Below are 13,368 nucleotides of genomic sequence, written 5' to 3'. Positions count from 1 at the left end.
TGCGCGCGTGGATCTTCGGGGACCTTCACGCCGTACGCGCAAATTGTTGGTCTTTGATGTTTTTGGGTGGCCGGGTTGCTCTCGCAGGCGGCGGTCGCGATCAGTAAACTTCAGCGCCGCCCCACCGATCACGGGAGCCAAGAAGTGCAGGCATCGCAAACGGGCTCGGACCCGGGGGAGACCGTGAGGCTCACTCTCGGCCCGCAGCCGCGGAACGTCGACAGCAGGAACGCGCCGGAGTCGCCCTCGTCGGACGCCGCCCCGGCCTCGCCCGGGTTCGGCCTCGCCGCGGCCTGGCCGGCCATCGCGCTCTACGCGGGTCTGCGTCTCGTCGGCATCGTCGTCGCGTGGTGGTTCGCCGCCGAGGAGCACCGCAGTCTGCTGAAGCTTCTGGGTGGTTATGACGCGATCTGGTACGCGGGGATCGTGCAACACGGCTACGACGCCGCCATCCCGCTGAAGGCCAACGGGGCGCTGGCGACCACCAACCTCGCGTTCTTCCCGCTCTTCCCGGGGCTGGTCGCGGCGGTCGACCCGGTGCTGCCGGGCGGCGCCGACGCGGCCGGGATCGTGGTCTCCGGGCTGGCCGGGCTGGCCGCCGCCTGGGGTCTCTACGCGATCGGCGCGCACCTGCGCGACCGCGGCACCGGAATCCTGCTCGCCGGGCTGTGGGCGGTGCTTCCGCACGCGTTCGTCGAATCCATGGGCTACACCGAGACGCTGTTCACCGCGCTGGCCGCGTGGTCGCTGTTCGCGCTGATCCGGCGGAACTGGATCATCGCCGGTCTGCTGTGCATGCTGGCCGGGTTCACCCGCCCGACCGGATCCGCGCTGATCGCCGTTCTGGGAATCGCCGCGCTGATCGCCATTGTGCAACGCCGGGACGGGTGGCGGCCGTGGGTGGCCGGTGCCGTCGCGCCGATCGGTTTCGTCGGATATTTCGCCTGGGTGGGGCACCGGCTGGGCCGGGCCGACGGCTATTTCTACGTCCAGAACGAAGCCTGGAAGATGTCGTACGACTTCGGCCAGTTCACGATCAAGACGACGCACACGCTGCTGACCAAGCCGTCGGCGCTCGCGTTGTATGTGGTGGCGCTGGTCGTTCTGGTGGCCATCGCGCTGCTGGTCGTGCTGGCCACCGATCGGGCGCCGTGGCAGCTGACGGTCTACTCGGCGGCGATCCTGGCCATGTCGTTCTTCGGGGACAGCTACTACAACTCGAAAGCGCGGTTGCTGATCCCGGCGTTCCCGCTGCTGCTGCCGATCGCGGCCGGGCTGGCGAAGGGACGCCGGACGGTGGCGGTTGTGGTGATCGCGCTGCTGACGGTGGTTTCGGCCGGGTACGGCGTCTACCTCAGCCTGGTGTGGACGGCCTCTCCGTAGGATGCGCGAGCGGTCCCTGGAAGCGATCGAGGGTGATGCCTGGGGCGATGCGCCGGCGGGTGCGACCAGGCTCATTTCCACGGTCCATGAACTGCGCCGTAAGGCGATCGGGACGCTTGCGGTCGAAGATCTGCGGGTGCTGATCGGCCAGCGGGTGGGGGTGGCGGTGTTGGTGCCGTTGGCGCTCGACATTCTCGAACGGGACCCGCTGGCCGAAGGGGATTTTTATCCAGGGGATCTGCTGAGCGTGGTGTTGCGGCGGGTACCGGCGGACTACTGGGCTGGGTATCCAGGGGAGTCGGGTCGGCTGGACGCGGTGATCGCCGCCGTCGACTTGGACGAGGTCGAGGTTGATGAGCTGCGGGCGGTCCTGGGCGACTTTCGATCGGCCGGCGAGGGCTGATCGGTGTTCCCGGCGGCCGGATCGTCCCGGGGGCGACGCTGCGCGATTTGAGGGCAGCGTTCGCTCGCCGTGATTTGCCTGGCGGTGTCAGCTGTCGCGGGTGGCGGCGGTCGTGCAGGATGAAATTCATGGACGGTCCTGGATTTCATGTCGACATCGAGTCGCTGGAGCAGGCCAGCGGCGGCATCGCGCGCAGCGTCAATGATCAGGAGAAACGCCAGCTCAAAGACGTCTACGCCGGGCCAGAGGCCTACGGGGACGTCAGCGTTCATCGAGCAGTGAAGCACTTCTGCGACCGCTGGAACGACGGGCTCGATCTACTGGTAGAGGATGCCAAGGAGGTCAGCGACATCCTCGGACGAGCAGCGACGGCCTATCGAGCTGTCGACAACGCCAACGCGGCAAGCCTGCGTGGTGACCCTGGAACGCAGGTCACCGGTGACTGAGCTCGGCGAGACGCAAAGCGCGACGGAACTCGTTCCAGGCGACCTCGCCACAGTCCGTGCCAACGTAGGTGCATTTCGAGTCCGTGCGACCAGCGCTGAAGCAGTGGGCGACGGCTTGATCGACATTGACACCGGCGCCTGGGTCGGCCAATCCGGGGACGCGTTCCGCGAAAAGTTTAGCTACGAACCCAATAAGTGGTTCGACGCGGCCAGCTCGCTGCAGACGGCAGCCGACGCGTTGTCGACCTACGCCGATGTGCTCGAGTGGGCGCAGAAACAGGCCGGAGAGGCGATCCGCCTCTGGAACGAGGCTGAAGGCCGCACGAATCAGGCCCGGCAGGACCATGACCAGGCGATCGCGCAGGCGGCTCCCGGTCAGGAGGTCCCGCCGTTCGTGGACGCCGGGGAACCAGGGCGGCAAGCTGCGCGGGATGTCCTCGGCTCCGCGCGAGAGCAGGTCAGCAACGCCGGCAGCCAAGCGGCGAGCTTCCTGAACAACGAGGCGGCCGCAGCGCCCGAGAAGTCGTCCTGGCTGGATGACGCGGGGGACTTCCTCAAAGACGTCGGTGCCGACGTGGTCAACACTTTGGCCTCGATGGGCAACGCGGTGATCCACCATCCGGGCGACGTGGCAACGGCGGCAGCTGGCATCGGGCTGATGCTCCTGAGTTCCGGAGGAGAAGGCCTCGGCGTCGCACTCGACGCAACAGGTGCAGGTGCAGTCGTTGGAGTTCCGCTCAACGTCGTCTCGGCTGCGGGCTTGGCTACTGGCGCCACCATGACCACCGCGGCTGGTGCATCGCTGATGTAGCACGCCGCGAGTGACGACTCGGTCTCGCCTATGCAGAGCGGTCAGCCGTCACGAAAGGTGCCCCGCAAGACCGACCGTCTGAAGGAGCATCTCACTCCTAAGGACCTCGAAGGAGCACGGCGGGAACTCAACGGAGAGGTGGTGGCCCGCAAGTCGACCGGCACGCCGTGGAATCATATTGATGAGGTCAGCAACGCACAGCAAGGTCTGGTCAATCGGATTCACCAGTTGAAGCGCCTGGTCAACGACAGCCGATTGTCGGACGAGCAACGTTTGGCTGCGCAGGACGAGTTGGGCGAGGCCAGCCGCCTTCTTGATCACTCTGAACAGTTCCTGCCTCGTGTCGCCGAATGAGGGAGAGGTGCCATGACGGACGCCCGCGAACAGTCGCTCGAGGAAATTGAGGGTGACGCCTGGGGTGATGCGCCGGCCGACGCGACCAGGCTCATTGCCACGGTCCACCAGTTGCGGCGCAAACCGATCAGCAAGCTGGACGTCGAGGATCTGAGGATCATGCTCGGCCAGCAAGTGGGCGTACCGGTGTTGGTACCTGAAGCACTCGTCGTTCTGGAGCGTGATCCACTCGCCGAGGGCGACTTTTACCCGGGGGATCTGCTGTCGGCCGTCGTGCGCCGGACCCCGGCGGAGTATTGGGACGCTCATCCGGATGAGTTGACGCGCCTGCATGCCGTAGTAGCCGGGATCGATCTGGATGAGATCGATGACAGTAAGCTTGTTGCTGATCTCACCGCGTTCCGTGAAGGTGCACCGACGAAACCTCCGTCGCCGTCGCAGGGTGTGCTCTGACGTTGCTCGGAGACGCGTGGTCACCGGTAGGCAAGGGTGGTCGGTGTTGGGGCCGGGTGGCCGTTAGATCCGCCGCGCGGTGATCACGTTGCTCCAGATGCGGTCCGACGGCCGGATCGCCCCGGCTGCAACACGGCTGGTCACGAGTGGGCGTTATCGGGTGCGGGTGGTCACCGCTGGTCGGGTAGGATCACGACTTGCGCCCTCGTAGCTCAGGGGATAGAGCGACGGTTTCCTAAACCGCAGGTCGCAGGTTCGATTCCTGCCGGGGGCACCGCACTGACCAGCGTAAACGCTGGCTTGGACGTCTCCACGCGCTGTGTTGCTCAGCGTGTGGGGACGCCTGACCGAGGACTAACGGCACAGATGTTCGAGCGGCTGATATTTCCGCAACTTATTCAGGCCGTCGATGATCGGGATGTCGCCCCGTCGGCGGAGCCGAATTAATGATTTCGAGATCCTGGGAAACAATTAATTAACCAGTTTCCGGAAACGAATGTCCAGGTCATCCGTCCCTGGCCATCCTACATTCGGACGCCATACCGCAGCGGAGAAGTGGACGTCAGCCGCAGATGAAGGCGAGGCGTACCTTGCCCGGCCGTGAGATAGTCTTGACGTCAGGAATGACCACCCACGCCGTGTTACGGAGCGCCGAATGCCGAGTGACCACATCCGGGACGAATCGCACACCCGGCCGGACGATGGATTTGACCGCGATGTCACGCTGACGGGCGCATTCAACGTGCGTGACCTCGGTGGGATCCCGGCCGGTCCCGATTCGGTGACGAAGCGCGGAATCATCTACCGGGCGGATTCGCTCGATTTTCTGACGACGGAAGACCGTCGCATTCTTTTCGGCAAGCTCGAGGTCGGCCTCATCATCGACCTGCGCACTCCGGAAGAGGCCGGTGGTGACGGTCTTTCCGACAGCCGGCTGTTTCCGGCGGTGCGGACGGCTCTGCACCCGGTGATTCCGAGTGGGCGGATCGGCGCCGAGCCGTTCCCGGTCGGCAATCCGAAGGCGGTCGCGAGCCTTTATCTTTCGTATCTGACCGAGCGGGCGCCGATCATCTCCGGGGCGATCGAGGCGATCATCTCCAGCGTCGGCGACGACATTCCGGTGCTGTTCCACTGTGCCGCCGGGCGGGACCGGACCGGGATCATCGCGGCCGCGCTGCTCGCGCTGGCCGGTGTCGACGAGGATCTGATCGTCGACGACTATCTGGCCAGTAATTTGCGGGCCACCGAGGTCTCGCACCGGTTGAAGCAGAATCCGCTGTACCGGGCCGACGAGACCCGGCTCGACAATGACACCAGCCTGGTGGACGGGGCGACGATGCGGGAGTTGCTGGCCAACGTCCGTGACGCCTACGGGTCGTTCCGGGAGTGGGCGCTCTGGGCCGGTCTCGACGAGAAACAGCTGGACGATCTCGCGCAATCGTTCGTCATTGCTGCGGACTGAGCAGAAGCGCGGTGAGCAACGGCCCGTCGGGGAAAGGCGTACCGGCGGGCGGGTCTACCGACGACGGCGCGCGGCAGGAAGGATGTCGGTCATGAGCGACTCCTACACCGGGCCGGCCGAGATCAGCAGCGAAGAGCTGGACAGTTTCCGGACAGCCGTCGAGCTCTGGCTCACCGACGAGGGCGGCTGGGTCGGCACCTGCCTGCTCGAGGATGAGCGGCTTGAGGGCAAGACCGTGACGATCAAGCTGAACAACGGCCGCAGCGGCACGGCCCGGGTCAACGGGGAAGTGCTGACCGGGACGGGACCGGCGCCGTTTGTCGAGTGAGGACGAAGGCCGACCGCAGGAAGGCTTCGATCATTCCGTACGTCGGATGGGCGAAGTTCCGCGTCAGCGGTGTTCCCGCGTGGCGGACCGTGGCCCGGGCCGCCCGTGCGGAGACGATGTCGCGGCTGTGGCCGACGCCGGGGACCGTGTAGAAGGTCGTCGGGACGGAGGCCGCGGCCAGCGTGTCGAAGAGCAGCCGGCTCTGCCGGAGCGGGACGAGCCCGTCCTGGACGCCGTGGATGATCAGGACCGGCGGGGCGTCCGAGCTCACCCGGAACAGCGGGTTGGCCTGGGCGACCCGGTCCGGGCAGGTTTCGATCGGGCAGCCCAGCAGCGCCGACTCCGGCGAGTCGACGTCGGCGTGGCACGCGGAGAGATGGAAGGCGCGGTTGAACGAGGCGCACGCGCCGGGCAGCATGTCCGGGTCCATCCGCAGGAAGTCGATCGGGGCGTAAAGGTCGACCACGGCTTGGACGCCGGTGCCGGTGAAGCCGGCCATCAGAGCGGTCCAGCCGCCGGAGGAGTCGCCGAGCACGGCGATCCGTCCCGGGTCGAACTCGAACCGGTTCGCGTTGGCCCGCAGCCAGCCGATCGCGGCCTGCACGTCCTGCACCTGGCCGGGGAACTTGATCTGGTAGCTGGAGCGGGTGGAGACGCCGGCGACGACGAAGCCGTGCGCGGTGAAGTAAGGGACGAGCGCCGGGGCATACCCCTTGCCGTCGTCGGCTTTCCAGCCGCTGCCACCCATGACGATCAGGAGTGGGTACGGCGTCGCGGCCGGTTCCGCGGGCAGGTAGAGGTCGAGCAGGTGCCCCCGGGTCCCGGCGGGCTCGGCCGGACCGTACGCGAGGTTGCGGAAAACTCTCGGCGGGCGTGTGGCGGCCGAGGTCGGCAGTCCGGCCGCGACCACGGTGACCAGCGTGGTCACCAGCAGCGCGGCCATCGCGAGGACGCGGGAGTGCGTGCGGTTGAGCAAGGTGGCCTCCCGGGTGTCCTCGGTGTCGACCCGATGGTCACCTACGGTGACAACCCCACGATCCTCGATGCGATCGACTCGCGGAATCCCCCGGCCCGGCTACCTCATTTCGCCGTACGGACGAAGCGGGCGAACCGGTCTCGCAACCCGATGAGTACGTCGTGGCAAGCCGTCCGGTGGATGCTGGGCTACAACAGCCGAGGTGGTCGTGATGTAACCCACTCCTCAGCTTGTTGAAGTTTCAAGAGCAACCGGCGAATAGTGTTGGTGAAACTTCAACAACCATGGGGGCTGCGATGACGGTGACGATCGGCGAGGGGACGGCGCGGGTGAAGCCATCGGCGGCTCGGATCCGCACGCGGGTCACGGTGCCGCTGGAGTTCCCGGACGGCTACCGCACCACCGCGGAGGTGTTCACCTTCATCGGCCTGGCCGACGGGCGCGAGCACCTCGCACTCGGGCTCGGTGACTGGAAGAACGCGACGAACCCCCTGGTCCGGCCGCACAGCGAATGCCTCACCGGTGACGTCTTCGGCAGCCAGCGCTGCGACTGCGGCCCGCAGTTGCGCGAGGCCGCCGAACGGATCACCGAGGCCGGCGGGATCCTGCTCTACCTGCGCCAGGAGGGTCGCGGGATCGGCCTCTACGCCAAGCTGGACGCGTATGCGTTGCAGGACACCGGCCTGGACACGTACCAGGCGAATCTTGCTCTTGGTCATGCCGAGGACGAGCGGGACTACACGGCCGCCGCTCAGATGCTGCAGGCCCTCGGGGCCGAGCGGATCCGGCTGCTGAGCAACAATCCCGACAAGGCCGGGCAACTGGCCGATTTCGGGATCGAAGTGACCGAACAGATCCGGACGGGCGTTCATCTGTCCGCAGCGAACGCCCGGTACCTTGCTGCCAAGCGCGATCACACCGCGCACACCCTCGACCTGACCGGTGCCGCATGACGCTCTTCACCGAGGCTGACCGTTTCTGGACGCGATCCGCCATCGACCTGTCCCGGCTGTCCCCGCCGTCGCCGACGCATTACGCCGTCGGCGCGGTCATCGTCGGCCCGTCCGGCAACCCGATGGCCACCGGCTACACCGGGGAGACCGACCCGCACTTCCACGCCGAGGAGGAGGCGCTGGCCAAGCTGGCCGGCCGCGGGCTGAACCTGCTCGGCGCCACCCTCTACACCTCGCTCGAACCGTGCACGACCCGCAAGTCCCGCCCGGTCTCGTGCACCGAGCTGATCCTGGCCTCGGGCATCCGCCGGGTGGTGCTGGCGCTGCGCGAGCCGCTGCACTTCGCCGACTGCACGGGCGTGGAGACGCTGCTCGGGCACGGTGTCGAGGTCATCGAGATCGCCGACCTGGGCGAGGCCGTGCGGGATATCAACGCGCACGTCATGGGGATGCAAACGACATGACCCAGGATGCCGTCGTGACCGAGACCCGCTGGCTCAGCCGCCCCGAGATGGCCACCTGGCTGAACCTCACCCAGCTGCTGATGCTGCTGCCCAGCGCGCTCGACCGGCAGCTCCGTGACGACGCCGGCATCCCGCACGCGTACTACCAGATTCTCGCCATGCTCAGCGCCGAGCCGGGTCGCTCGATGCGGATGACCGATCTCGCCCGTCTGGTCGGCACCACCACCAGCCGCCTGTCGCATGCCGTGGCCAGCCTGGAGCAGCGGGGCTGGGTGGCGCGGAAGGCGTGCGCGTTCGACAAGCGGGGGCAGATCGCCTGGCTGACCGACGCCGGGATGTCCGTTCTTGAGTCCGCCGCGCCCGGCCACGTGGCCGAGGTCCGGCGACTGATCTTCGATCGGCTGACGCCGACCGAAGTTGATCAGCTGCGCGAGATCACCGCCAAGATCCTTCCGGCCGCCGCAGGCTGAAAAGCCTATTTGGGGTACGGAAATAGGGCCGGGACCCGCGGTTCGCGGATCACGGCCCCCTCTGCCGTCCGCGGTCAGCGGCCGGCCGCGTCGGCCAGCGCCCGTTCCAGCGGGACCGGTCGACCCAGGTAGAAGCCCTGCCCGTGGCGCACACCGCAGGCGACCAGCGCGTCCCGCTGGCCGGCGGTCTCGATCCCCTCGGCGATCACCGTGCAGTCGTTGGCCGCGGCGAAGTCGACGAGCGTGCGGATCGCCACCTGACGCGCGTTCTCCGTCTCGACACCGGCCAGCGAGGCCGGGCCGAGCTTGAGGATGGCCGGGCGCAGCGACTCCATCTTGGCCAGGGTGTCGTAGCCCGCACCGGCGTCGTCGATGGCGAACCGGAAACCGGACGGCAGCCGTTCCAGATCGGCCTGCTCCGGGCTGGGTATCTCCAGGATCAGCGGGCGGTCCGACTCGTCCAGCAGCGACGTCAGCTCGTCCGGACGGCGCAGCAGGTCGGGCGAGACGTTCAGGCCCAGCCAGGTGCCGGCCGGCAGCGCCACGGCCGAGGCCAGCGCGGCCCGGATCAGTGCCGCGTCCAGATCGATGTGCAGGCCCTGGTCCTGCGCGGTGGCCAGCCCGCCCTGCGGGGACGTGCCGTCGGCGAACCGGGTGAGCGCCTCGTAGCCGACCACCGCACCGGACTCCAGCTCGAAGATCGGCTGGAAGACGGTGAAGAAATTGAACTCCTGGAACGAGTGCGACGCATTCGCGACGGCCGGGCGGCGGCCGGTCTGCGGCTGGCCGGAACGGACCGCGACCAGGCCGGCCGCGCCGCGCTCACCGCCGTAGTGCAGCACCGACGCCCAGTCGCCGATCGCGCCGCCGCCGGTCACCGCCGGGGCCGGCGCCGACGCGGTGCTCCGCACCCGCCGCCGGGGCGAGACCGGGCGATAGAGCCAGGCGCGCAAGTGCGCGAAAAGGTCGACGACGGTGTTGCCGACACCGACAAAGGCCACGATGGCGTACGTCGTGAGGACCAGATTGATGCCGGCGAACGCCAGGTTGTTCCAGAAGTGGAACCGCACGTCCCGGATCACCGTATAGGCGCAGAGCGCGGCCAGCGCGAGCGGCGCCAGCAGGTAGAACGTCGCCGTCGTGGTCCGGTCGCGGACCTTCGGCGTACGTTTGAACTGGCTCTTCTCCCCGGTCAGCAATTGCAGCAGCGAGGCGATGCTCCCGGACAGGTTGACCGGCAACAGGATCAGGTTGAAGCCGTAGATGCGCAGCACGTCCACGCGCTTGTAACCGCTGGCCCGCAGATCGGCCGCCATCATCATGAAATAGGGCACCGACACCAGCAGCAGAACCGGGTTGAGCAGGTCGCTGTTGAACGGGTAGACCAGCATGACGACCAGGCAGATCGAGCTCCAGAAGATCGAGGCCATGTAGTTGACCCGCAGGAACAGCTCGCCGAAACGGTTCTTCTGCCCGCGCCCGATCCGCGCCCGGAACTGATCCTTCAGACGCGACAGGATCAGCAGACCGCCATTCGCCCAGCGCTGCCGCTGAATGCAGAGCGACCCGAAATCCGGCGGCGTCGCGCTGTAGGCCAGCCGTTCGGGATAGTTGTGCAGTGTCCAGCCGTGCACCCCGAGGTCGATTGTCGACTCGGTGTCCTCGATGACCGTCCGGTCCTGGATGTAACGCTTTATCGACCAGTCACCCTCATAGGCCACCTGACAGATGTCATCAAGAGCTTTCTTCCGCAGTACGGCGTTGGCCCCCACCCAGAAAGTGGCGCCGTACTGGGTCATCCCCTGATGCACGATGTGCTGCAGATCGGTGGTCGCCCCGGAGATCCGCTCGATCCGGGTCGCCGCCCCGGGAAACGCGCTGTACGGCGTCTGCGCCACCGCCACCGCCGAGTAAGCGCCCTGCTCCATCAGGTGCACCAGCCGCAGGCAGTAATCCGGCATCAGCACACTGTCGGCGTCCAGGGTGAGCACGTAGTCCGGGTTCGGCACGGTCAACTCGCCCCGGCCGGCGCCGGACTCCACCAGCGCGATCCCGAGCGGCGTGCTGACCTGCTGATAGCTGCCGCCCATCAGGCCGATGTAACTGTTCAGGTTCATCGCCTTGTTGGGCTCGTGCGACAACGACACGTACCTCTTGCGCTCGAAGCTCGTCACCTGCGCGTCGAAGATCGCCAGCAGCCGGCTGTACAACTGCACCAGCCGGGCCACCGGCAGGGTCGCGTTCTCCTCGGCGCCCCGCTCCAGGGCCTCGCCGATCGTCGCCAGGTCGTCGCCGAGCGCGCCGACGATGTGGTCGACGAAGAACCGGTCCGTGTGGTCGACCATCTCCTGACGCTCGCCGAGGCCGGTCAGCCACTCGGTCGCGGCCCGGTACTCGGCGGCCAACTCGCGCATGTCATCGGTGGTACCGGCCCGCTGGCCACGCTCGCCGAGCGAGCGCTCGAAACGGTCGTACGCCGACTGGATCCTCCCGAAGGGCGCGGACAACTCGCCCTCGATCGCGGCGGGCAGGCGACGTGCGGAGAGCAGCAGGTCCCGGGCGGCCCGGTTCCGCGGCGTCTGCGGGTCGTCGATCAGCAGCACCACGCGCAGGCCAGGGTATTCCTGCAGGGCCGCGGAGAGCAGTGTCGTCCGGATGACCCGCTCGTCCTCCTGGTACGACGGCACCAGCACGGTCACCGTCGGCGTCCGCGGCTTGGCCAGGAACGCGTCGAGCACGATCCGCGGCGCGCGCTGGTGCGCCCGGCTGCGATAGAAGTAGCCGATCCGGGTGATCAGATACGCCATCGCGGACGCCACCAGACCGGTGATGACCAGCATGTAGACGATCGCCTCGACCGCCCGCCGCGCGGTGTCGGCCTTGCCGACGACGAACTGCTCGAAGATCGTGTACGCGATGTAGCCGGCCCAGACCGCGATGGTCAGCACGATCGCCAGACGGCCGCGAGCGATCCGCCCCTCCGAGATCGTCGGCGGAACGATCGGATGCGGATCCGACCGGCGGTCCGCTCCCCACTGGCGCCGGCCGTCCAGCCGTAGCCGGGGCACCGAATTGCGCTCCATGTGGCCGCCCTCCACCTCGTCGTCGAATCGTGAGACCAGTCACCTCTCCATCGGAGCATTTGGGGTGCGGCATGAAGGGTTTTCCCTGGTGAAACCGGACGGCCCTTGATTCGGCGGAGCTTTTGCCGATCGGGAGAACAGGACTCCGACGAAGGAGAACGCTGATGCCGACCGACCGCACCACCCCACCGACCGTGCGGCCGGACGACGACCCGCTGGCCGACCCGAACTGGCAGGAACCGGAACAACCGGTCGAAAAACTCTCCTGGCTCCGGGTGCTGTTCCTGATCCTGGTCGTCGGCACCGTCGGAGCCGGCAGCGCCGCCGCCGTCATGCGCTACCGCGACGCCGGGACCCGGGTGAAATCGTGGGCGGTCCCGTACGTCGACGTCACACTCACACCGACCTTCGAATTCCAGGACCCCGACGCCAACCCGGCCAACGACGTGGCGCTGGCCTTCGTCGTGGCCGACCCCAACGACGGCTGCGCCCCCAGCTGGGGAGGTGCCTACACGCTCGACGAGGCCGCGGCCTCCCTGGAACTCGACCGCCGGATCAGCCAGCTGCGCGCGGCCGGCGGCGACGTCATGCTCAGCGTCGGCGGTCTGACCAATCGCGAACTCGCAGTCGCCTGCGCAGACCAGGCCCGGCTCACCGACGCGTACCGTCAGCTGGTCAAACGCTACGACCTGGCCACCCTCGACCTGGACGTCGAAGGGACCGCCCTGGCCGACCAGGCCTCCCTGCAACGCCGGGCCACCGCGCTGAAAACAATCCAGGCCGAACGCCAGGCGGCCGGCAAACCACTGGCCATCTGGCTGACCGTGCCGGTCACCCCGCAAGGCCTGACCGCCGACGGCGTCGCCGCGGTCCGCACCACCCTGGAAGGCGGCGTCACGCTGCGCGGCGTCAACATCATGACCATGGACTACGGATCGAGCGGGTCCGGCCCGGACATGCTCGACCTGGCCACCAGCGCCCTCAACGGCACCCACAAACAGCTCACCGACCTGTACCTGCGGCTCGGCGTGCAACTCAACTCGGCCGACGTGTGGTCCAGAATCGGCGCCACCCCGATGATCGGGCAGAACGACGTGGACACCGAACGGTTCACCGTCGAGAACGCCGAAGGACTCGCCCGGTTCGCGGTGGACAAAGGGCTCGGACGCGTGTCGATGTGGTCGCTGAACCGGGACTCACGCTGCAAAGGAACCTTCACCAACGTGGTCGTGCACTCCAACACGTGCAGCGGGGTGGACCAGGCGGCGCTGGCCTTCTCGAAAGTCTTCGCCGGACTACCGGGGACCGCCGTCGGCAGCACCGGACGAGACGCGGTGCAGATCCCCGACCAGCAGGCCACCGTCGATGATCCGGCGACCAGCCCGTACCCGGTGTGGCGGCTGACCGCACAATACGTCGGCGGATACAAGGTGGTCTGGCACGGGGTCGTCTACCAGGCCAAATGGTCCAACACCGGATCCGACCCGTCGGCCGACGACAGCGGAGGGACACCCAGCCCGTGGTCGGTGATCGGGCCGGTCACACCAGGAGACACCCGGCCGTCACCCAGCCCACTGGTGAGCGGGGTAACGGTGGCCTGGAACCCGTCGACCGAATACCACCGCGGGGATCGGGTGGCGTTCGACGGCATGCCCTACGAGGCGCGGTGGACGACCAAGGGGGACGCGCCCGTCACCGATTACCCGGTCGATCCGTCGTCGCCCTGGGCGGCGCTGTTCAACGTTCCTGGGGAGCCGGTGGTCAACTGAGGCGGGGCGGGCC

General features: G+C 67.6%; 14 protein-coding genes and 1 tRNA gene. 13 read left to right on the top strand and 2 right to left on the bottom strand.

Annotated elements, in window-relative coordinates:
• The first annotated feature begins 183 nt into the window (after positions 1-183).
• From ACSHV8_RS38750 to ACSHV8_RS38710, 9 genes are all read left to right on the top strand, one after another.
• Positions 184-1,383, top strand: a complete 1,200-nt coding sequence (locus ACSHV8_RS38750) for a hypothetical protein (RefSeq protein ID WP_436524239.1) — start codon at positions 184-186, stop codon at positions 1,381-1,383.
• Between the two features lies 1 nt (position 1,384).
• Positions 1,385-1,786, top strand: a complete 402-nt coding sequence (locus ACSHV8_RS38745; protein WP_436524237.1) for a contact-dependent growth inhibition system immunity protein — start codon at positions 1,385-1,387, stop codon at positions 1,784-1,786.
• 119 nt (positions 1,787-1,905) lie between these two features.
• A complete protein-coding gene (locus tag ACSHV8_RS38740; RefSeq protein WP_436524235.1) occupies positions 1,906-2,232 on the top strand; it encodes a WXG100 family type VII secretion target in 327 nt (108 codons plus the stop codon).
• The gene (locus tag ACSHV8_RS38735; RefSeq protein WP_436524233.1) at positions 2,225-3,043 is read left to right on the top strand and encodes a putative T7SS-secreted protein; all 819 of its coding nucleotides are present in this window, start codon (positions 2,225-2,227) and stop codon (positions 3,041-3,043) included. Before ACSHV8_RS38740 ends, ACSHV8_RS38735 begins: the two co-directional genes overlap by 8 nt.
• A gap of 30 nt (positions 3,044-3,073) precedes the next feature.
• Positions 3,074-3,397, top strand: coding sequence for a polymorphic toxin type 28 domain-containing protein (locus tag ACSHV8_RS38730; RefSeq protein WP_436524231.1), 324 nt, complete (start codon positions 3,074-3,076; stop codon positions 3,395-3,397).
• Between the two features lie 12 nt (positions 3,398-3,409).
• Positions 3,410-3,850, top strand: coding sequence for a contact-dependent growth inhibition system immunity protein (locus ACSHV8_RS38725; RefSeq protein ID WP_436524229.1), 441 nt, complete (start codon positions 3,410-3,412; stop codon positions 3,848-3,850).
• Between the two features lie 201 nt (positions 3,851-4,051).
• Positions 4,052-4,124: transfer RNA gene (locus ACSHV8_RS38720), tRNA-Arg, on the top strand.
• A 381-nt stretch (positions 4,125-4,505) separates the two neighbouring features.
• A complete protein-coding gene (locus ACSHV8_RS38715; protein WP_436524227.1) occupies positions 4,506-5,312 on the top strand; it encodes a tyrosine-protein phosphatase in 807 nt (268 codons plus the stop codon).
• A 91-nt stretch (positions 5,313-5,403) separates the two neighbouring features.
• Entirely contained in the window at positions 5,404-5,640 is a 237-nt protein-coding gene (locus tag ACSHV8_RS38710) for a hypothetical protein (protein ID WP_436524225.1), read from the top strand.
• On the opposite strand, the gene ACSHV8_RS38705 is transcribed toward ACSHV8_RS38710, so the two are convergent.
• Positions 5,591-6,616 carry an alpha/beta hydrolase fold domain-containing protein gene (locus ACSHV8_RS38705; protein WP_436524223.1) on the bottom strand — a complete coding sequence of 342 codons (1,026 nt, stop codon included), beginning with the start codon at positions 6,614-6,616 and terminating at the stop codon, positions 5,591-5,593. The genes ACSHV8_RS38710 and ACSHV8_RS38705 overlap by 50 nt on opposite strands.
• 296 nt (positions 6,617-6,912) lie before the next feature.
• Here ACSHV8_RS38705 and ACSHV8_RS38700 point away from each other — a divergent pair, with 296 nt between their 5' ends.
• From ACSHV8_RS38700 to ACSHV8_RS38690, 3 genes are read left to right on the top strand one after another with little or no spacing between them, the layout of a single operon-like run.
• Positions 6,913-7,569: a GTP cyclohydrolase II gene (locus ACSHV8_RS38700; protein WP_436524222.1), complete on the top strand. Its 657-nt coding sequence runs from the start codon at positions 6,913-6,915 to the stop codon at positions 7,567-7,569.
• Complete coding sequence (locus ACSHV8_RS38695) at positions 7,566-8,033, top strand: dCMP deaminase (protein ID WP_436524221.1); 468 nt, start codon at positions 7,566-7,568, stop codon at positions 8,031-8,033. The genes ACSHV8_RS38700 and ACSHV8_RS38695 overlap by 4 nt, the downstream gene beginning before the upstream one ends.
• Positions 8,030-8,503, top strand: coding sequence for a MarR family winged helix-turn-helix transcriptional regulator (locus ACSHV8_RS38690; RefSeq protein ID WP_436524219.1), 474 nt, complete (start codon positions 8,030-8,032; stop codon positions 8,501-8,503). The genes ACSHV8_RS38695 and ACSHV8_RS38690 overlap by 4 nt, the downstream gene beginning before the upstream one ends.
• Positions 8,504-8,577: 74 nt before the next feature.
• Here ACSHV8_RS38690 and ACSHV8_RS38685 read toward each other — a convergent pair whose 3' ends face one another.
• Positions 8,578-11,586 (bottom strand): EAL domain-containing protein, encoded by a 3,009-nt coding sequence (locus ACSHV8_RS38685; protein WP_436524217.1) that lies wholly within the window; start codon positions 11,584-11,586, stop codon positions 8,578-8,580.
• Between the two features lie 164 nt (positions 11,587-11,750).
• On the opposite strand from ACSHV8_RS38685, the gene ACSHV8_RS38680 reads away from it, so the two are divergent.
• On the top strand, positions 11,751-13,355 hold the full coding sequence (locus ACSHV8_RS38680) for a chitinase (protein ID WP_436524215.1): 1,605 nt from the start codon (positions 11,751-11,753) through the stop codon (positions 13,353-13,355).
• Positions 13,356-13,368: the final 13 nt, after the last annotated feature.

It is taken from the genome of Actinoplanes sp. HUAS TT8 (genome assembly GCF_051380535.1).
Classification (GTDB): Bacteria; Actinomycetota; Actinomycetes; order Mycobacteriales; family Micromonosporaceae; genus Actinoplanes.
This window is presented reverse-complemented; position numbering and strand designations above follow the sequence as displayed.

Bases quoted from the DNA above. Each gene is read 5' to 3' on its own strand.
- ACSHV8_RS38745 (WP_436524237.1), top strand. From the start codon at position 1,385: ATGCGCGAGCGGTCCCTGGAAGCGATCGAGGGTGATGCCTGGGGCGAT.
- ACSHV8_RS38740 (WP_436524235.1), top strand. From the start codon at position 1,906: ATGAAATTCATGGACGGTCCTGGATTTCATGTCGACATCGAGTCGCTG.
- ACSHV8_RS38730 (WP_436524231.1), top strand. From the start codon at position 3,074: ATGCAGAGCGGTCAGCCGTCACGAAAGGTGCCCCGCAAGACCGACCGT.
- ACSHV8_RS38725 (WP_436524229.1), top strand. From the start codon at position 3,410: ATGACGGACGCCCGCGAACAGTCGCTCGAGGAAATTGAGGGTGACGCC.
- ACSHV8_RS38715 (WP_436524227.1), top strand. From the start codon at position 4,506: ATGCCGAGTGACCACATCCGGGACGAATCGCACACCCGGCCGGACGAT.
- ACSHV8_RS38710 (WP_436524225.1), top strand. From the start codon at position 5,404: ATGAGCGACTCCTACACCGGGCCGGCCGAGATCAGCAGCGAAGAGCTG.
- ACSHV8_RS38700 (WP_436524222.1), top strand. From the start codon at position 6,913: ATGACGGTGACGATCGGCGAGGGGACGGCGCGGGTGAAGCCATCGGCG.
- ACSHV8_RS38695 (WP_436524221.1), top strand. From the start codon at position 7,566: ATGACGCTCTTCACCGAGGCTGACCGTTTCTGGACGCGATCCGCCATC.
- ACSHV8_RS38690 (WP_436524219.1), top strand. From the start codon at position 8,030: ATGACCCAGGATGCCGTCGTGACCGAGACCCGCTGGCTCAGCCGCCCC.
- ACSHV8_RS38685 (WP_436524217.1), bottom strand. From the start codon at position 11,586: ATGGAGCGCAATTCGGTGCCCCGGCTACGGCTGGACGGCCGGCGCCAG.
- ACSHV8_RS38680 (WP_436524215.1), top strand. From the start codon at position 11,751: ATGCCGACCGACCGCACCACCCCACCGACCGTGCGGCCGGACGACGAC.